The 18,377-nt window shown below is 61.8% G+C and carries 16 protein-coding genes; 9 read left to right on the forward strand and 7 right to left on the reverse strand.

From position 1 onward, the window contains the following. Nucleotide 1: 1 nt before the first annotated feature. From CAF65_RS01175 to CAF65_RS01185, 3 genes are all read left to right on the forward strand, one after another. Complete coding sequence (locus CAF65_RS01175) at nt 2-760, forward strand: TauD/TfdA family dioxygenase (protein ID WP_085714624.1); 759 nt, start codon at nt 2-4, stop codon at nt 758-760. 66 nt (nt 761-826) lie between these two features. Continuing rightward, nucleotides 827-1,786: a diiron oxygenase gene (locus tag CAF65_RS01180; protein ID WP_085714625.1), complete on the forward strand. Its 960-nt coding sequence runs from the start codon at nt 827-829 to the stop codon at nt 1,784-1,786. A gap of 14 nt (nt 1,787-1,800) precedes the next feature. After that, the gene (locus CAF65_RS01185; protein WP_085714626.1) at nt 1,801-2,601 is read left to right on the forward strand and encodes an N-acyl homoserine lactonase family protein; all 801 of its coding nucleotides are present in this window, start codon (nt 1,801-1,803) and stop codon (nt 2,599-2,601) included. 114 nt (nt 2,602-2,715) lie between these two features. Here the strand turns inward: CAF65_RS01185 and CAF65_RS01190 are convergent, their stop codons facing one another. The 4 genes from CAF65_RS01190 to CAF65_RS01205 all read right to left on the reverse strand — a co-directional run bounded on the left by CAF65_RS01190 (nt 2,716) and on the right by CAF65_RS01205 (nt 7,655). Then, nucleotides 2,716-4,146 (reverse strand): PLP-dependent aminotransferase family protein, encoded by a 1,431-nt coding sequence (locus CAF65_RS01190; protein ID WP_085714627.1) that lies wholly within the window; start codon nt 4,144-4,146, stop codon nt 2,716-2,718. 217 nt (nt 4,147-4,363) lie between these two features. Continuing rightward, nucleotides 4,364-5,068, reverse strand: a complete 705-nt coding sequence (locus CAF65_RS01195) for a hypothetical protein (protein WP_085714628.1) — start codon at nt 5,066-5,068, stop codon at nt 4,364-4,366. Between the two features lie 350 nt (nt 5,069-5,418). Next, nucleotides 5,419-6,939 carry a HAMP domain-containing sensor histidine kinase gene (locus tag CAF65_RS01200; RefSeq protein ID WP_085714629.1) on the reverse strand — a complete coding sequence of 507 codons (1,521 nt, stop codon included), beginning with the start codon at nt 6,937-6,939 and terminating at the stop codon, nt 5,419-5,421. Then, on the reverse strand, nt 6,936-7,655 hold the full coding sequence (locus tag CAF65_RS01205) for a response regulator transcription factor (RefSeq protein WP_085714630.1): 720 nt from the start codon (nt 7,653-7,655) through the stop codon (nt 6,936-6,938). Before CAF65_RS01205 ends, CAF65_RS01200 begins: the two co-directional genes overlap by 4 nt. Nucleotides 7,656-7,832: 177 nt before the next feature. On the opposite strand from CAF65_RS01205, the gene msrB reads away from it, so the two are divergent. The 3 genes from msrB to msrA are packed head-to-tail and all read left to right on the forward strand — an operon-like array spanning nt 7,833 to nt 10,898. Continuing rightward, a complete protein-coding gene (gene msrB, locus CAF65_RS01210; RefSeq protein ID WP_085714631.1) occupies nt 7,833-8,351 on the forward strand; it encodes a peptide-methionine (R)-S-oxide reductase MsrB in 519 nt (172 codons plus the stop codon). A gap of 33 nt (nt 8,352-8,384) precedes the next feature. Next, the gene (locus tag CAF65_RS01215; protein WP_085714632.1) at nt 8,385-10,160 is read left to right on the forward strand and encodes a cytochrome c biogenesis protein DipZ; all 1,776 of its coding nucleotides are present in this window, start codon (nt 8,385-8,387) and stop codon (nt 10,158-10,160) included. Between the two features lie 30 nt (nt 10,161-10,190). Beyond that, nucleotides 10,191-10,898 carry a peptide-methionine (S)-S-oxide reductase MsrA gene (gene msrA, locus CAF65_RS01220; protein ID WP_085714633.1) on the forward strand — a complete coding sequence of 236 codons (708 nt, stop codon included), beginning with the start codon at nt 10,191-10,193 and terminating at the stop codon, nt 10,896-10,898. A gap of 23 nt (nt 10,899-10,921) precedes the next feature. Here msrA and CAF65_RS01225 read toward each other — a convergent pair whose 3' ends face one another. After that, nucleotides 10,922-11,839 carry a LysR family transcriptional regulator gene (locus CAF65_RS01225; RefSeq protein ID WP_085714634.1) on the reverse strand — a complete coding sequence of 306 codons (918 nt, stop codon included), beginning with the start codon at nt 11,837-11,839 and terminating at the stop codon, nt 10,922-10,924. A gap of 102 nt (nt 11,840-11,941) precedes the next feature. Between CAF65_RS01225 and CAF65_RS01230 the strand changes: the two genes are divergently transcribed. Then, the gene (locus tag CAF65_RS01230; RefSeq protein ID WP_085714635.1) at nt 11,942-13,117 is read left to right on the forward strand and encodes an aspartate aminotransferase family protein; all 1,176 of its coding nucleotides are present in this window, start codon (nt 11,942-11,944) and stop codon (nt 13,115-13,117) included. 60 nt (nt 13,118-13,177) lie between these two features. Here the strand turns inward: CAF65_RS01230 and CAF65_RS01235 are convergent, their stop codons facing one another. After that, the gene (locus CAF65_RS01235; RefSeq protein WP_085714636.1) at nt 13,178-13,678 is read right to left on the reverse strand and encodes an adenylate kinase; all 501 of its coding nucleotides are present in this window, start codon (nt 13,676-13,678) and stop codon (nt 13,178-13,180) included. A 608-nt stretch (nt 13,679-14,286) separates the two neighbouring features. Next, nucleotides 14,287-16,209, reverse strand: coding sequence for an alkaline phosphatase D family protein (locus tag CAF65_RS01245; protein WP_085714637.1), 1,923 nt, complete (start codon nt 16,207-16,209; stop codon nt 14,287-14,289). 254 nt (nt 16,210-16,463) lie between these two features. Between CAF65_RS01245 and CAF65_RS01250 the strand changes: the two genes are divergently transcribed. Then, nucleotides 16,464-17,444, forward strand: coding sequence for a quinone oxidoreductase (locus CAF65_RS01250; RefSeq protein ID WP_085714638.1), 981 nt, complete (start codon nt 16,464-16,466; stop codon nt 17,442-17,444). Nucleotides 17,445-17,457: 13 nt separating this feature from the next. Next, nucleotides 17,458-18,306: a TauD/TfdA family dioxygenase gene (locus CAF65_RS01255; RefSeq protein ID WP_085714639.1), complete on the forward strand. Its 849-nt coding sequence runs from the start codon at nt 17,458-17,460 to the stop codon at nt 18,304-18,306. The last annotated feature ends 71 nt before the right edge of the window (nt 18,307-18,377 follow it).

Raw genomic sequence — 18,377 nt, forward strand, 5'->3', positions numbered from 1 at the left:
CATGTCAGATCAAGGGATTGTTGCGTCTCAACCTTACATTTCGCTCGGCCATCGTCATGAAGAACTGTCGACGGCGGGCTGGACGGTACTGACCCCCGACGAATTCGCCGATGATGTCGTAGGTACCTTGCAGGAGTTCGGTCGGATCATTCCGCAGTTCAACGGCCAGATGGCCTTTGCCATTACCCGCAAGCCGGGTTACGAAGACTTGCCGTATTCCCAGAGCATGAACGGCATCGGCCCGCACACGGAGGCGCCGGTATACGGGCCTCCGCCGCGCTATCTGGCGTTGCATTGCCATAAACAGGCCACATGCGGTGGCGGGCACACCGGATTGGTGGATGGTTATGAATTTCTCAAGTCCCTGGAGCGCAGCGAACCGCAACTGCGTGAGTGGCTGGATGACACGCCGGTAGAATTCGTCGCCACCGCCAAACCGGGCGAACCGGGGCAACGACGGGTCAGGGAGTACATCCTCACGCCGACAGAAGACGGGGATATTTTCCGCTTCAGCTACAACCAGTTTCACTACGGCGACGTGAACCCGTCCAAGGAAGCCCTGCAGCAATCGCTGGTCGCCAACAGCACCTTGCCGCTGGCCAGGTTTGCCGTGCTCGGCGAAGCGTACTTCGTCGAGCACAACGTTCCGGTGCTGATTCCCGACGGATGCCTGCTGGTTTGGGATAACTGGCGGATGATTCACGCCCGCAGTCGTTACACTGACCCGGCGCGCAACCTGACCCGCTATTGGCTGGCCTGATTTTTCCGTCGCCCTACATTCTTTTGGCGTACCCCTGGCGGGTACGCGCCTTACAGGTATCGCGTCATGCAAACAGCAATCGAGATCTCCCAGGTCGATCATCAACTGATCGTGCGGCTCAACCAGGCCTGGACCAGGCGCGCCACGGTGTGTTCGCCGGACAGGGGCCAAGTGGAAGAGGTGTTTGACCCCGCGCGCCCGGATTACCCGGAGTGCATGGTGCCGTTCTTCCATCATCCGAAATTCCAGGCCTTGAGCGACGAGCTCAAAAGCAGCGTGGTGACCTGGGGCTGGATCGGCTACAACCTGCGCACCGTCATTGCCGAAGAACACGTGGTCAACCCGGCGCTGAGCGTCATCGCCAATCAGTATCTGGGCAAGGATGACTGGCATTTTCGCGAGGCCATGCAACAAACCCTGATCGACGAGCACTACCACACGCTGATGCACCTGCGCGCCATCGAGCGGACCAAACTGGATCGGGCGCTGGACCAGGATCTGGATCTGCCACCGTCCGTCACTTACCTGCGCATGAAAGCCCTGCATGCAGAGCTGCCAGAGCAATGGCAGCGGGATCTGGCGGCGATCACTTTTGCGGTGGTGGCCGAGATCAGCGTCAACGCCTATCTGGACCTGCTGGCAGACGACCGGACCATTCAGCCGCAGAACCGCCGGGTGGCCGAACTGCACAACCGCGACGAATATGCCCACAGCAAGGTGCTGGCCGAAGTGGCGAAGGTCATGTACGCCAACATGCAGCCCACTCAGCGGGAATTTTTCGCACGCAACCTGTCGGTGGCGCTGAGTGCGTTTATCGCTCAGGACTACTCCATGTGGGAGGCGATTCTGACGCAGCTCGGGGTCGAGGATGCGGCGCTGATCATTGCCGACACCCGTGAGAGCAACAAGAGCGCGACCATCATGCGTGACTACAGTGGCCTGCATAAATTGGCCCATGACCTGGGTATCAGCGACCAGATCGATTTCGATTTTCGCCCGACCCTCAAAACCACGGCGGCCGCCTGAACCCGGAGGTGCTTATGTCCACACCTGTGTACGAAGTGTTCGCCATCCGTGTCGGTGCCAATGCCCAGCGCACCGCCAGGGAGAATTTTCTGTACGACGCCTGCTGCGGTGATCCGAATGCGCCGATGCCTCTGGACTACTACTTCTGGGTCATCCGCAACGAGCAGCAGGTGATCGTGGTCGACACCTGTTTTCAACCTGCCACGGCGCACCGGCGCAATCGCCAGATGTATCGCCTGCCGGAAGAATCCCTACGGCAACTGGACATCGATCCGGCGCAGGTCGAGCACCTGATCCTGACCCATTTGCATTGGGATCATGCCGGCAACCTCGGGCTGTTCCCGAAGGCGACCGTGCATTTGCAGGACGCGGAGCTGCGATTCTGCACCGGGCCGAAAATGGTCCATCGCACGGTGAATAAAACCTACGAGGTCGAGGACGTGATGTCGGCGCTGCCGCCGTTGTTCGAAGGGCGGATGCGTTTGCACAGTGGTGTTGTCGAGGTCGTGCCTGGCGTGACGCTGCACCCGGTGGGCGGGCATACGCCCGGCAGTCAGGTCGTGCGGGTGAACACTGAACGCGGCTGGATCGTACTGGCCTCGGATGCCGCGCATTTGTGGGTCAACATTCGTCAGCGCAGCCCGTTTCCGATTCTCGATGACCTGGCGCAAACCCTTGAAGCGTTCACCGAGATCGATCGCCTGGCCGATGGCGAAGACCACGTCATCCCCGGCCACGACCCGCTGATCGCCGAGAGTTTTCCGCACTGGAATGACGACCCGCATATCATTTGCCTGCACCAGCCACCCATCTGAAAACCACCCCAAAACCTGTGGGAGCGAGCCTGCTCGCGAAGACGGCAGCACATTCAGCATTGATGTGCCTGACACACCGCTTTCGCGAGCAGGCTCGCTCCCACAGGAATGTGGCTAACCCTGGTTTTTCAGGATGCGCCCCAAGGTCTGCAGGGCCTCATCAATCCGCGGCGAATACGGCGCGCCACAGCCAATGCGCACAAAGTGATCGAAACGCCTGGCATTGGAAAAGATATCCCCAGGGGAAATCTGGATGCCGACTTTCAGCGCTTCGTGAAAAAAAGCCATCGAAGAATACCGACGAGGCAATTCCACCCATAGCAGCGTGCCGCCTTGCGGATGGGTCACGCTGGTGCCGATGGGAAAATGGCGGGTGATCGCCGCGCTCATTTGCTCGCGTTGTACGGTCAGGGTTTTCCTCAGCCGCCGCAGGTAACGTTCGTAGGACGGTGTGCGCATGAATTCGCTGACGGCCAGTTGCGATAGCGCCTCGCATCCCCGTGACTGCGTATGCTTGAGCATCTCCACACGGTCGTGCCACTTGCCGGCGCTGATCCAGCCCAGGCGCATGCCCGGTGCCAGGGTTTTGTTCAGCGAGGCGCAGTAGATCACGTTGTCGCTGCGGTCCCACTGTTTGAGCGTGGACAACGGCTGCTCGGTGTCCACCAGGTCGCCGTAGGTGTCGTCCTCGATCAGCACGGTGTTGTGCTCGGCACACAGTTTCACCAGCCGTGCCTTGTTGGCGGCGGGCATGATGCTGCCCAGCGGGTTTTGCAGGTTGGGAATGACGATCAATGCCTTGACCCGTTCGGGGCCTTGCAGCAGCAGTTGCAGGGCCGCCAGATTGAGCCCGGTGTGGGCCGAGGCCGGGACTTCCAGCACCCGCAGGCTCAGGCTTTCGAGAATTTGCAGCAGGCCGTAGAACGTCGGCGACTCCACGGCCACGGTGTCACCGGGGCGGGTGACCGCACGCAAGGCCAGGTTGATCGCTTCGGTGGCGCCGTTGGTGATCACGATCCGCTCGGGGGCCAGGTGGGTCTTGCTGGCCAGTGCCCGCCGGGCCAGGATGCTGCGCAATGCGCTGTTGCCGCAGGTCGGGCCCGCAGTGCCGAGCAGGCGGGCGTCGTAGCGCAGCGACTTGATCATGTTGTCTTGCAAGGCCTTGAGCGGATAAAGCTCCGGCGCGCAGTAGGCGCTGGCGAAATTGACCTTGATCGTCGCGCGCTGACTGGCTTTGAGCACCGTTGAGACCTGTTCATGAATGCCGACATAGACGCTGGTATCCAGCGCAGGCGCCATGGCAATCGGGGCAGGCTTGGGCGCGGTGTCGGGCTGGCGAATGTAGTTGCCGGAGCGTGGCCGGGCTTCCAGCACACCGTAGTCTTCCAGTTCCCGGCACACCTGCACGGCGGTCGACAGGCTGACGGCGTGTTTTTCCATCATCAACCGGATCGAGGGGAAGCGTTCACCGGTTTTCAAGGTGCCGCTGCGGATGGCGTCCAGGTAGTGGTTGGCTAGCTGGCGATACAAGGGGGTCGTGTTCATGATGACCTCGGCAGTTGCACCACTGAGATCTGGGCTGGAAAGTGAGTTGACGCTCCCCGCAGGCGGACCCGTGGTGCTCATGGGTGAAGGGAAGTGTTGATCTGCGTCGATACTGGAAGAGTAATCGCGGATTTGCCCGAATCACGGGCAATAAAAAGCCCTGCGCCAGGGCAGGGCTCTTGAGTCAGTCGCTGAGGACCTTGTGGCGAGGGGCGCCTTACTGCACGGCGATGCTGTACCCGTCGAACGCGGTCTGCTGCTGTAGGGCGGTGATGATGTTCTTGCGGTTGACCGCTTGCTCGGCGCCGCTGTTGTCCAGGAACGTCTCGCTTTCCAGTTCCGCCTCTTCGCCTTCGCCAACGAAGGTGAAACCGAGGAACTCCAGGGCTTCACGGTCGACGTTCAGGCGCGAGCGCGGGGTGCGCAACGGCAAGGTGACGCTCATGCCGTCCTTGCTGATGGTGAACACTTCGATTTCTTTCTTGGCCTTGGCTGCCTTGCTCTTGCCGCCGCTCGGGTTGCTGATGGCCTGGTGGGTCTGGTTCAGCACCTTCAGGGCCAGGCCGTAGACGATTTCCTGGAACGCCGGATCGTCCTTGAAGCTGGACAGGATGCGGCTGATCGGGAACTTGCTGCTCAAGTCTTCCAGTGCAGCGATATCCGCCGCTTCGGCGTCCTTGAGCTGCTTGAGTTGACCCATCAGTTCGTAGGCCTTGTCGTCATCGAAGCTGTCGTGGGCCTGGCGGATCGCAGCGCGCAGTTCGCGAATCTGGTCGCTTTCGCGGGTGGACTGGAAAGCGTCCAGCACCATCTCGCTGATGGTTTTCGCCTGGGGTACGTGTTGTGAAAGATTGATGGAGTTTTCGTATTCCGCTTTGGACGACAAGGTGACTACGGATTCAGCGGTGTTGGAATCGGACATTGAAATTTCACTACTTCTTTGAACTTGAATAGGGGCGAAAAAGCCCGGAGGCTTTTTCAGGCCGACTAATCTATTGGACCGACGCTGCGTTGTCACGGATCAACGGGCGGCTGGTCAATTTTTTGCCTTTCTGTAGAAGCGAGCCTGCTCGCGATGGACGTTAACGATAACGCGTTCGCTCTGGATGAACGCGGAGGCCTTGAGACCATCGTCGGAACGCCGCCCGGAGCAAGCTCGCTCCCACAGTGTTTTGGTTGTTCGCAGATCTTGCGTACACCCACTTACCCTGGGGAGCGCGCTTGCTCCGGGCAGCGTTCCGACGATGGGGCCCGGTCATGCACCACAAATTTTCAGGCCTGCCTCGGGGTATTCAGGTTCATCGATCGCTCCGCCAACGCCGAAGCGGTCTCTTCATCGATCGGCAACGAAAAACGAAAGGTCGCACCCCGCCCCGGCACATCGATCAACTGAATCTCGCGCCCGTGCAATTGCAGGATGCGGTGCACGATCCGCAGCCCCAACCCGCCATCGCGCCGTGCGCCGCCAATGTTGAACGGGCGCAGGAACAGACCTTCGCGCAGCTCCGGGGCAATGCCGGGGCCGGTATCGCTGACCGTGACTTCGATGAATGACCCTTGCGGGCGCAGGCTCAGTTCGACTTCGCCACCGGACGGGGTGTGGCGCAGGGCATTGTCGAACAGGTTGGTCAGCACCCGCTCGATCAACCCGAGGTCCGCGCAGGCCGCCGAGGCATTTGGTGCGAACGTGGCCTTGAGTTCGACTTTGCGCGCTTCGGCGGTGAGTTCGAATTTCTGGAAAATATCCTGGGCCAGGTCGGTCAGGGAAAAGCGTTCCAGCACCGGCTGCACAAAGCCGTGTTCCAGCCGCACCAGTTCCAGCAGCGACTGCGCCAGACCGCCGACCTTACGGCTCTGGTCCAGCGCGATGCCGAGATAGCGACGGCGGTCGGCAGGGGACAGCGTGGCGTCCTTGAGCGACAGGGTTTCCAGATAACCGTGCAGCGAGGCCAGCGGCGTGCGCAAGTCGTGGGAGATGTTCGCCACCAGTTCGCGGCGCTCCTGATCCTGGCGGGTCAACGAACGCCATTGTTCGCCCAGGCGGGCTTGCATCTGCCGGAACGCGGCGTCGAGTACGGCAATTTCATCGTGGCTGGCGGCTTTTTCCACCGCGACGGGCAGGGCCGGTGTGACCGGAACGCCATCGATGTCGAACCGGCTGACCGTTTCGGTCAGGCGGCGCAGCGGCCGGGTGATCAGGGCAAACGCGGTGAGACCGGCAATCAGGCATAGCAGCGCCACCAGTCCGATGGATAACAGTGCCGTGTTGAGCGCCGCGCTGGTCGCGCCGCGTTCGGCCAGGCGGTCGTGATCCTCACCGAGCAGCACCACATAGAGATAACCCGCCGGCTTGCCATCAACCTTCAGCGGTGCGGCGCTGAACACCTTGCGCGCATCGACGCTGCGCGGGTCGTCGCCGAGAATCGGCAGGGCATCGCCCCGCAACAGGCGCTGGATCGGCGCCAGGTCGACCCGCTCGCGACGGATCCGGCCCTCGGGCGCGGCGCTGCCGACAATCTTGCCTTCGGTATCGAGCAGGTACACCTCGACGCTGGGGTTGACCTGCATCAGTTTGCTGAACAGATCGCGAACGGCATTGGGCATCAGGCCCTGGGTGTCCATCAGCACCGTGTCACGGGCGATGTGCTGCGCCAGGTCCCGGGACAAGCCTTGCACCACTTCCTGCTCATGCATCTGGTTGGAGCGTACCTGCATCCACGCCGACGTGCCGCAGCACACCAGCAGCAGCACGGCGAACACCAGGGACAGGCGTTGCGTCAGGGTCAGCCTCATGGCTGCGGCTCCTCACCGGTGGCGAATTTGTAGCCGCGGCCCCAGACCGTGAGGATGCGCACCGGTTGCGCCGGATCGGCCTCGATCTTGGCGCGCAGGCGGTTGATGTGGGTGTTGACCGTGTGCTCGTAGCCTTCGTGACTGTAACCCCACACGGCATTGAGCAGGTCCATGCGCGAGAACACCTTGCCGGGCTGGCGGGCGAAGAAGTACAGCAAGTCGAACTCCCGGGGCGTGAGGTCCAGGCGACGTCCGTCGAGGGACACTTCGCGGGTGATCGGGTCGATGGCCAGGCCGTCGGTGAGCAGGCTGCCGGCATCCATCTTCAGGTTGCGCGCCATGGCATCGACCCGGCGCAGCAGTGCCTTGACCCTGGCCACCAGCTCCAGCATGGAAAAGGGCTTGGCCAGGTAGTCGTCGGCACCCAGTTCGAGGCCGAGAATCCGGTGCACTTCGCTGGAGCGCGCACTGGTGATGATGATTGGTGTGTAGCGGGCCATGGCGCGGGCACGGCGGCAGATCTCCAGGCCGTCGACACCGGGCAGCATCAGGTCGAGGATCAGTGCATCCCAGTTGCCTTGCTGCAGCAGGCGCATGCCTTCATCGCCATCGGCGCTGTGCACCACCTCGAACTGCTCATCACGCAGATGCAGGCAGATCAGGTCGGCGATGTGCAGGTCGTCCTCGACCACGAGGACTCGTTTGGTCTGTTCCATCCAGCTCAATCCTTCTGCGCAATGGGCGCATTGTGCGTAATGCCGCTTGCATGGGCATTGTGCGGGTTTTTCGGCGCGCGAGTTATCACGAATTGTTTAACTTCCCGTGAGGATTTGGCGATCACCCAAAGCCTAGGCTGTGCTCCATGAAACACCCCTGGATTTTTGGAGGCGAGCATGTTTTCACGACGGCAATTTCTTGTAGCGAGCGGCGGGTTGGGGGTTGCAGCCGTGGCGATCGGCCTGTTGCCGAAGTTTTCCACAGGCTCGGCCTTGATCAGTGAAGCCAGCGCGGCGGAGGTATTCGAAGTGACCCACAGCGACAGTGAATGGCACGCGATCCTGAGCGACGAGCAGTATGAAATCCTTCGCGAAGAAGGCACCGAGCGGGCCTACAGCAGCCCGCTGAACAACGAACACCGTGACGGCACCTTCGCCTGTGCCGGCTGTGACCTGCCGTTGTTTTCCTCGGCGACCAAATTTGACAGCCGCACCGGCTGGCCGAGTTTCTGGGCGCCACTGGACAAGGCCGTGGCCACCCGCCAGGACCGCACGTTCGGCATGGTCCGCGAAGAGGTTCACTGCCGGCGTTGCGGCGGGCATCTGGGGCATGTCTTCGATGACGGCCCGAAACCCACCGGCCTGCGTTACTGCATGAACGGCCTGGCGATGAAATTCGTGCCGAAGACGGTGTGATTCCCTTCCATTCACTTTTTGCAGGTAATCGCCATGTGGCTGCTGGTCCTCGCTTATCTCGGTGGTGTGCTGACGATTGTCAGCCCGTGCATTCTGCCGGTGTTGCCGTTTGTCTTCGCCCGCACCGGGCAACCCTTCGTCAAAAGCGGATTGCCGCTGCTGACCGGGATGGCACTGACCTTTGCGCTGGTCGCCACATTGGCGGCGGTGGGCGGTGGTTGGGTGGTGCAGCTCAATCAGTACGGGCGCTGGCTGGCGCTGGTGTTCGTCGCACTGTTCGGTCTGACGCTGTTGCTGCCGCAATTGGCCGAGCGCCTGACCCGGCCGTTGGTGGCGGCGGGCAGCCGTTTGTCGGAGGCGGCGGGCGCCGATGCGCGGCCACGTCCCGCTGCTTCGTTCCTGATCGGCGTGGCTACCGGCCTGCTGTGGGCGCCGTGCGCCGGGCCGATCCTGGGCCTGTTGCTGACCGGTGCGGCACTGCAAGGGGCGAGCATTCAAACCACCTTGTTGCTGCTGGCGTACGCCGCGGGTGCTGCCACTTCCCTCGCATTGGCGTTGCTGTTGGGCGGCAAAGTCTTCACGGCGATGAAACGCTCCATAGGCGCGGGCGAATGGCTGCGTCGCGGACTCGGCGCGGCGATGCTGGCCGGTGTCGCGGCGATTGCCCTGGGGCTGGACACAGGGGTTCTGGCGCGGCTTTCCACGGCGTCGACCGGCGGTATCGAGCAAGCGCTGGTGGAAAAACTGAGCGGCAAGTCACCGCGTAGCAGCGAGGCGATGAAGGCGCAAAACCCGGCCGCCGAAGGGGCGATGTCAGTGGCAGACAAGACCCCGGGCACCTTGCCGGTCGAAGGCAACCTGCCGTCGCTGGAGGGCGCCGTGCAATGGCTCAACTCGCCACCCCTCGATGCCCAGGCATTGAAAGGCAAGGTGGTGTTGGTGGATTTCTGGACCTACTCCTGTATCAACTGCCTGCGCTCGCTGCCCTATGTGAAAGCCTGGGCCGAGAAATATCGCGATCAGGGGCTGGTGGTGATCGGCGTGCATGCGCCGGAGTTTGCCTTCGAGCGTGACATCAACAACGTCACCAAGGCCATGAAGGACTTGGGCATCAACTACCCGGTGGCCATCGATAATGAGTTCAGGATCTGGCGCGCCTTCAACAACGAATACTGGCCGGCGCATTATTTTGCCGACGCCCAGGGACGCATTCGTTATCACCACTTCGGCGAAGGCGAGTACGCCGAGTCGGAGCGAGTCATCCAGCAATTGCTGCGCGAGGCGGGGGCGGCCAAGGTCGCGGACGGGCTGATCAGTGCCAAGGCAGACGGCGTGCAAATGGCCCCGGACAACAGCGAAGTGCAGTCGCCGGAAACCTACGTCGGCTATCAGCGTGCGGAGCATTTCGTGCCGGAAACCGCGCTGGTGCCGGACCAGGTGGCGGCCTACAACCCACCGGCGCAACTGGCCCTCAACGACTGGAGTCTGGGGGGCCAATGGCATGTCGGCCCGGAGCGGGCCACGGCCAGCGCACCGACCAGTCGCATCGTCTATCGCTTCCACGCTCGTGACTTGCATTTGGTACTCGGCCCTGGCGTCGATGGCAAACCGGTGCGTTTCAAAGTGCTGATCGACGGCAAGGCGCCTGGCGATGACCACGGCATGGACGTGGCACCCGACGGCAGTGGCACCGTGACTGACCAGCGCTTGTATCAACTGGTGCGGCAGAGCGACGGCGTGACCGACCGGACCTTCAGCATCGAGTTTCTTGATCCGGGTGCATCGGCGTACGCCTTCACCTTTGGTTGATCACTGTTCAACGACTCAGGAGTTCGCCCCATGAAAACCCTCTTCACCTGGCGCCGTACCCTGTTGGGGCTGGTGGCCGCTGGCATCGTCAGCCAATGCTCGGCCTTCTCCTTCGGCGGCGCCGAAAAGGCGGTCATCATTCCGCCGCCGGCCCTCGACGAAACCACCCAGGCCCGCAGCGAAACCGCCGTGTTCGCCGGCGGCTGCTTCTGGGGCGTCCAGGGGGTATTCCAGCATGTCAAAGGTGTGAAAAACGCCGTCTCCGGCTACGCGGGCGGGGCGGCCAATACCGCGCAATATGAGCGGGTCAGCAACGGCAATACCGGCCATGCGGAATCGGTCGAAGTCACGTTCGATCCCGGCCAGGTCAGCTACGGCACCTTGCTGCAAATCTACTTTTCCGTGGCGCACAACCCGACCGAGCTCAACCGTCAGGGACCGGACAGCGGCACCCAGTACCGCTCGGCGATCTTTACCAAAAGCACTGAGCAGCAGCGGGTCGCACAGGCCTACATCACCCAGCTCGACGCCGCTCATGTCTTCGACAAACCGATCGTGACCAAACTCGAAACCTACAACGGTTTCTACCCGGCGGAAGAGGAACATCAGGACTTCCTGACCGAGCATCCGACCTATCCGTACATTGTGATCAACGATTTGCCGAAGGTCGCGCAGTTGAAACAGCTGTACCCGAATCGTTATCAGGAACAACCGGTGCTGGTGAAGGCGGGGATGTAAATGGCGATCAGCGACTGCATGGCCTATTCGGCCGACGGGTGCTTGCCCCACATCTGCATGGCGAATTCGACGAAACGGCGCAACTTCGGCAAACGGTGGCGATCCTGGGCATAGACCAGATGCATCGGTCGACTGGGCGGGCAGTAATCGGGCATCAAGGCCAACAGTTTTCCGTCCTTGAGGTCCTGTTCGACCAGGGCATCGGGCATCATCACGATGCCCATGCCGGTCCGCGCCGCCTGATGCAAACCGGCCGAACTGTTGATCAGCATCGGTCCGCTGACCCCTACACTGACTTCGCCATCGGGACCGGCCAGGCGCCATTCCTTTTGCACCGATTGCCAGTCATCCCCGGCCGGATAGGCAAAGGACAGGCAGTCGTGATGTCGCAGGTCTTCAGGTGTTTGCGGTGTGCCCCGACGGGCCAGGTATTGCGGTGATGCGCACATGGTCAGGGTGTAGTCGATCAGCGGGCGGGCGATCAGGTTGGAGGGCTCCAGCGCGCCGAGGCGAAACGCCACATCCAGACCGTTTTCCAGCAGGTCCGGGCGTCGGTTGGTCAGTACCACGTCAAGTTTCACCCGTGGGTTCTGCCGGCTGAACTCACTCAGTGCCGGTGCCAGGCGCTCGGTACCGAAGGTCAAGGGTGCGGTGATGCGCAAGGTGCCGCTCGGTTCGTCGAGCGCCTGTTCGGCCAGGCGCTCGGAATCGGCCACCAACCCCAACACTTCCAGGCAGCGCTGGTAATACGCGGCGCCGAACTCGGTCAGCCGCTGGCGCCGCGTTGTGCGGTTGAGCAGGCGCACACCCAGCCGTTGCTCCAGGGCCTTGAGGTGGTTGCCGACCATGGTCGTGGACATTTCGCACTGCAAAGCGGCGGCGGTCATGCTGCCGGTCTCCACCACTTTGACGTAAACGGTCATTGCCTGGAATAAATCCATTATCAAGCTCTGCTTTTAAATGATTGAAGTTTTGCGGTGTTTATCCAGCTTGGGTGGCTAACCATACTGCAAAAACACCGACCCTTGCTGGAGCTTGATGTCATGACCGCCGCCTGCCTGATGAGCACTTACCAACCCTTGGCCTTGAGTTTCAACAAGGGCCTGGGCACTCGCCTGTGGGATCAGGCCGGTCGCGAATACCTGGATGCGGTCGCCGGTGTGGCGGTGACCAACGTCGGCCACTCCCATCCGAAAATCGTCGCCGCCATCGTTGAACAGGCTGGGTTACTGCTGCACACCTCGAACCTTTACAGCATCGACTGGCAACAACGGCTGGCGCAGCAACTGACCCGGCTGGCGGGCATGGACCGGGCGTTTTTCAACAATTCCGGGGCCGAAGCCAATGAAACCGCACTGAAAATCGCCCGGCTGCATGGCTGGTACAAAGGCATCGAGCAGCCGCTGGTGGTGGTCATGGAGAACGCATTCCATGGCCGCACCCTCGGCACGTTGTCTGCCAGCGATGGTCCGGCGGTACGCCTGGGTTTCAACAAGCTGCCGGGAGATTTCGTCAAAGTGCCGTTTGGCGACCTCGACGCGCTGGACAAGGTGCAACAGGCCTATGGCTCGCGGATCGTGGCGGTGCTGATGGAGCCGATCCAGGGCGAAAGCGGCGTGCAACTGGCACCAGCGGGCTATCTCAGCGCCGTGCGCGAACTGTGCAACCGGCGCTCATGGTTGTTGATGCTCGATGAAATCCAGACTGGTATCGGTCGCACCGGCCAGTGGTTCGCGTTCCAGCACGAAGGCATCGTCCCGGACGTCATGACCCTGGCCAAAGGCTTGGGTAACGGCGTGCCCATCGGTGCTTGCCTGGCCCGTGGCAAGGCGGCCGAACTGTTTACGCCGGGCAGCCACGGCAGCACCTTCGGTGGCAACCCGCTGGCTTGCCGGGTCGGTTGCACGGTGCTGGAGATCGTTGAAGAACAAGGGCTGCTGGAAAACGCCAGGCGTCAGGGCGAGCGTCTGCTCGACAGATTGCGCACAGAGTTGGCGGGTAATCCGAATGTCATGGCGATTCGTGGTCAGGGGTTAATGATCGGCATCGAACTCAAGCAACCGATCCGCGACCTGAGCCTGATCGCTGCCCGGGATCATGGCTTGCTGATTAACGTCACGCGTGGCAAAACCATTCGCCTGCTGCCGCCGCTGACTATTGATGAGCGGGAGGTGGAGATGATTGTCAGGGGGGTGAGTTGCGTGCTGAAAGAGGTTTGAAATACGCTCCTCAGGCACCGCAAACCTGTAGGGGCGAGCTTGCTCCCACAGGTTTGCGTCTTACCTGATCGGTATTACCTCTGGATCTGAAGCGAAGTCGGTGATTTCTTTCCGATCCATCAGTTGAATCCTGGATCCGGCAAACCCTTCGAACAACCGCTGGTGCGCGGCAAAGCCACTTGAGTCGTCACGCGTGCGATAGCTATCTGCCCACTCCAGCAATGCAGTCAATCGTTCGTCATCGTTGGTTTCCCGCTGGCAAATATTGGCGCTGCAATCAACATCATCAATACGCAGCCAGATCAGCGCCGTGGCCCGGTGGAGGATTTCGCTGATGATCCAGCCGTAGACTCCTTCGATCACCCAGAGCTCTTCACTTGCCGCCCTGCGCGCCATTCCCATTGCTTCGTTTCGGGGGCGAGGGATGCTGTGTTCGTCGGACAGCCAGTGAATTTGGTCGAGGTCGGTCCAGGGTGCATGTAGTTGCTTGGCCAGTCGCTGTGCCAGCCAGCTCTTGCCGGAGCCGGAGTTGCCGATGATCAGGGTTCGGGTGAGGTCCATGGGCGACACCGTTCAAATGTGGGAGCGATTGTCTGCAAGCTGACCTGATATTAGCGCTGCTCCCGGTCCGATTGTGGGAGCGAGCTTGCTCGCGATGGCGGTCTGGCAGTCAGCCTGTCTTTTTTGACTGTGTACATATCCGTTGCTGCGGTAACGGCGGCTGGCGGTTTCGCCCTGACGGCGAGTCCCTTTTGGCAAACGCCCCAAAAGGAACCAAAAGGTCTCGCCCCGAACGTCCGGCCCCTCGCCAAGGCTCGGGGTTCCTTCGCTCCGGCATTCATCCGGGGGCATTGCCCTCCGGTCGGCTGCGCTCGACCTGCATGCAATGAGTTCGACTGCGTCGAACGGCGCTGCGCGCCCATCCCCGGATGAACACCTCCGCTCAGCCTGCCGAGGGGGCGGGTGGATCAAGATCAAGATCAAGAGCGGCAGGCGAGCTAACGCTCGGCCTGTTGAGTGGTGAGGAGCAGAGCGGGTGTGCGCCGATCTGCCTTTGCTCGGCTCTTCTGTGGGAGCGAGCTTGCTCGCGATTGCGGTGGGTCAGAGAAGAAGATGTTGATTGTCATACCGCCTTCGCGAGCAAGCTCGCTCCCACAGTATTCTCTACCTCAATCATCGCCTTGCGGGGCAATCATCCGGGTTTTCGGTGAGCCGTTCGAGTTGTGTTGGTAGATCGTCTGCGGCTGCCCCAGGTCGTTGAAAAACACTTGGCCGATCCCTGCCGAGTTCCATAGCCGCTCGCCGGCTTCGGCGTGTTCCGGGACATGCGGCACGATGCGCATGCGTCGACGTTTGGTCAGCCAGTTCAGCGGTGAGCGTGGTGAGTACAGCCAGCGGTTTAGGCGGTCGAACCACTCGAGCAGGGTGGCCGGGAATTCATTCTTGATGCCGCTGCTGGTGATCTGCCAGATGCGCGGCCCGGCCTTGCGGTGGCGGATCAGCACTTCGTAGACGAAGGAATAGTGCACGTCGCCCGACAGCACTACGTAGTTACCCGGCGTGCGCGAGTGGCGGAAAATGTTCAGGATCACCTGGGCCGCGCCACGATGGGCCATCCAGTTTTCCGCGTCCACCAGCAGTGGATAACCGCACCAGCTGAATACCCGCTGCACGGTTTCAATCAGTTTGACGCCGAAGATCGGTGCTGGTGACACGATGATTGCGCTCGGGTGGTCCAGCAGTTCCTGTTGCAGTTCGCTGAGGGCTTCCCAGTCGAGCAGACCGGAAGGCTGCTTGAGGTTCATCTCGCTGCGCCAGCGCCGGGTGCGGGTGTCGATCACCACCATGGCCGGTATGGTCGGCAGCAGGTAATGCCAGTGCTGAAATTTCAGCAGATCATCGATCAGATCATCCTGGACCCTGCTGTCGAGGTGGCGCTCGTGTGCGCCGGCGCTCAATGCACCGGCCTTTTCCAGCACGGCACCGAACGCATCCGGATTGTTGCCCCAGCCCTGGCACAGCATGTACGCCAGCAGCGCGTTGCCGATGATGCGTCGGGAGAACGGATGGCCGTAGGCCGTTTCCTCCCACTGTGCGGAAAGGTTCCAGTCGTCGGTGATGTCGTGGTCGTCGAAAATCATCAGCGTCGGCAAATGCGCCAGTGCCCGCGCGACGTTGCCCAGGCCTGCCCTGAAGGCATCGATGCGCGTCTGTTCAAGGGCGTAGCGCTTGAGTCGTTCCGGCGTCAGCGTCGGCGGCCGGGGCGTGATCAGGGTCCAGGGTGTTGGCGACCAGACCAGCAAATACATGGCCATGACTTCAGCGAAGGTCACCAGATGGTTGTCGGCATTGCTGCTGGTGAAAATCGGCTTGCGCGCGCCACCGAAAAATCGTTCGCGCAGGGTTTCATTGCCTTGCAGTGCCGGCAGCAGGTCCGCGCGGTGGTAATAACTGGCCGGATGCTCGTAGAGCCTGGCGCTGTCGCTGACCACGGCGCCCTGGAGGTGTTCCCCGTACAGGCCCAGACGCTCGATCAAGGCGTGAATCGCCCGCAACATCGGCCCCGCGACATCGTCGGCGTAGACCTGATCGCCCGTCATCATCAGCAGTGCCGGGCGGTCCCTGGCGGCGTGTTCCTGCGCCAGCAACCGGTCGACGCACAGCATGCCGTCCGCCGCCGGGTGATGAGGCTTGCGGCAAGAGCCGTGCAGCAACTGATCGACCCGTGCGCGCAGCACGAAGTTCGGGCAAGGGGCATCGCCATACAGCAGGTGTGGCGCCCAGTCGGCGATGCCTTTTTCTGCGCCATCGATCAGCAGGTCATAGTCGATCGTTTCATCGCAGGGCAGGGCGCAATCCAGGAGCACATCGATCAGGTGCACATAGGCATGAGCACCCACTGCAATCACCGTGCATTGCCCGGCATCGAGTCGGATATCGCCGACGCCCTGCAAGCGCAAGGTCAGCGTCAGCGCCCGGGAACCCACCAGCCACAGCGCCAGCCGCGTGGGCTCAAGACGCCGCAACAGCGGGCCGGCCAGTACCGGCGGCAGGGCTTGATGATCGTCGGGCAGTGGCAGTGTTTCGGACATCCGGGGTCAAGGCTCTTTGGGCATCGAGGCGGGCGATGATAGCGCAGGTGACGACCGGACAACCCACCGGCACCGGCCGCCACCGAAAACAAAAAGGACAAGCCCCCGGATAGCAAGGAGGGAGCTGCCGCACCTGTCATCAAATGAAAAGCCATTGTCGTCTGATGAGAAGCGTCTCAACAGGCCGCGTCCTACAGTCCAATCAGCGCAATTCGATGCAACACGCCCATATTGCAGATTGGAGAATAAGAAAAATGGCCAAAGCCGTACGCTTTTACGAAACCGGTGGTCCCGAAGTTCTACGTTATGAGGACGTCGAAGTCGGCGAGCCCGGTCCCGGCCAGGTTCGGCTTCGTCATGTGGCAGTCGGCCTGAACTATGCCGACACCTATTTCCGTAACGGTACCTATGCGATTCCTCTGCCCAACGGCATGGGTGTCGAGGCCTCTGGCGTCGTCCAGGCCGTTGGTGAGGGGGTCACCAACGTCGAGGTCGGCGATCGCGTCACCTACACCGGTTTTCTCAACACCCTCGGCGCCTACAGCACTGAGCGCCTGATCCCGGCCGCGCCGCTGATCAAGCTGCCGGAAACCATCAGCTTCGAGACCGCGGCCGCGATGACCATGCGTGGTTTGACCTCCTCGTACCTGATGCGCCGCATCTACGACTTCAAGGCTGGCGACAGCATCCTGCTGCACGCCGCTGCCGGTGGTGTCGGCCTGATCGTTTCGCAGTGGGCCAGGTTGCTGGGCTTGAACGTCATCGGCACCGTGTCGACCGACCTCAAGGGTGAAATCGCCAAGGCTCACGGTTGCGATCATGTGATCAACTACAGCCATGAAGACGTCGCTGCGCGGGTTCGCGAGTTGACCGACGGCGTGGGTGTCAACGTGGTGTTCGACAGCGTCGGCAAAAACACCTTCGAAGGCTCCCTGAACTCGCTCAAGCGCCGTGGCCTGATGGTTTGCGTTGGTACGGCGTCCGGCCCGATCCCGGCGTTCGATCCGGTGATGCTGGCGATGAAAGGCTCGCTGTTCCTGACCCGTCCGGCCCTGGCCGACTACATCGCCGACCCGGCGGAAAAAGCCGCCCTGGCCGGCGAGCTGTTCGACCACGTCGGCAGCGGCCGGATCAAGATCGAGATCAACCAGCACTACGCCTTGCAGGACGCCGTGCAGGCCCATCGCGACCTTGAATCACGCAAGACCACAGGCTCGTCGATTTTCGTCATTTAAGGAGCGGCCAGCCATGAAAGTCGAACAATTGACCTGCACCATCGGCGCCGAACTGATCGGCGTCAATCTGGCCGACGCCGTCCATGACGATGGTCTGTTTGCCGAGATCCGTGCCCAGTTGCTCAAGCACCGCGTGGTGTTCCTGCGTGATCAGGACATCACCCGCGCCGAACACGTGGCCTTCGCCCGGCGCTTTGGCGAGCTGGAGGATCATCCGGTGGCCGGTAGCGATCCGGATCATCCGGGGCTGGTGCGGATCTACAAGAATCCGGACCAGCCGATGGACCGCTATGAAAACGCCTGGCACACCGACGCCACCTGGCGCGAGGCGCCGCCAATGGGGTGCGTGTTGCGCTGCGTGGAATGCCCGCCGGTCGGCGGCGACACCATGTGGGCCAACATGGTCGAGGCTTACGCGCGTTTGCCGGAAGACGTGAAGGTGAAGATCGCCGACCTGCGTGCCCGCCATAGCATCGAAGCGAGTTTCGGTGCGGCGATGCCGATCGAAAAGCGCCTGGCGCTCAAGGCGATGTACCCGGACGCCGAACACCCGGTGGTGCGCACCCATCCGGAAACCGGCGAGAAGGTGCTGTTCGTCAACGCCTTCACCACCCATCTCAGCAACTACCACACCCCTGAGCGGGTGCGCTTCGGCCAGGACGCCAACCCCGGCGCCAGCGAATTGCTGCGCTACCTGATCAGCCAGGCGTACATCCCCGAGTATCAGGTGCGCTGGCGCTGGAAGCCCAACAGCATCGCCATCTGGGACAACCGCAGTACCCAGCACTACGCCGTCATGGATTACCCGCCGTGCCATCGCAAGATGGAGCGTGCCGGGATTATCGGCGACAAGACCTACTGATCGAACGCCATCTGCATTCGCACTCGCAAGCACGTCTGCCCGGCACGACCCCGGGTGGACGGGACAATCAT

Source organism: Pseudomonas sp. B28(2017), assembly GCF_002113025.1.
GTDB lineage: Bacteria > Pseudomonadota > Gammaproteobacteria > Pseudomonadales > Pseudomonadaceae > Aquipseudomonas.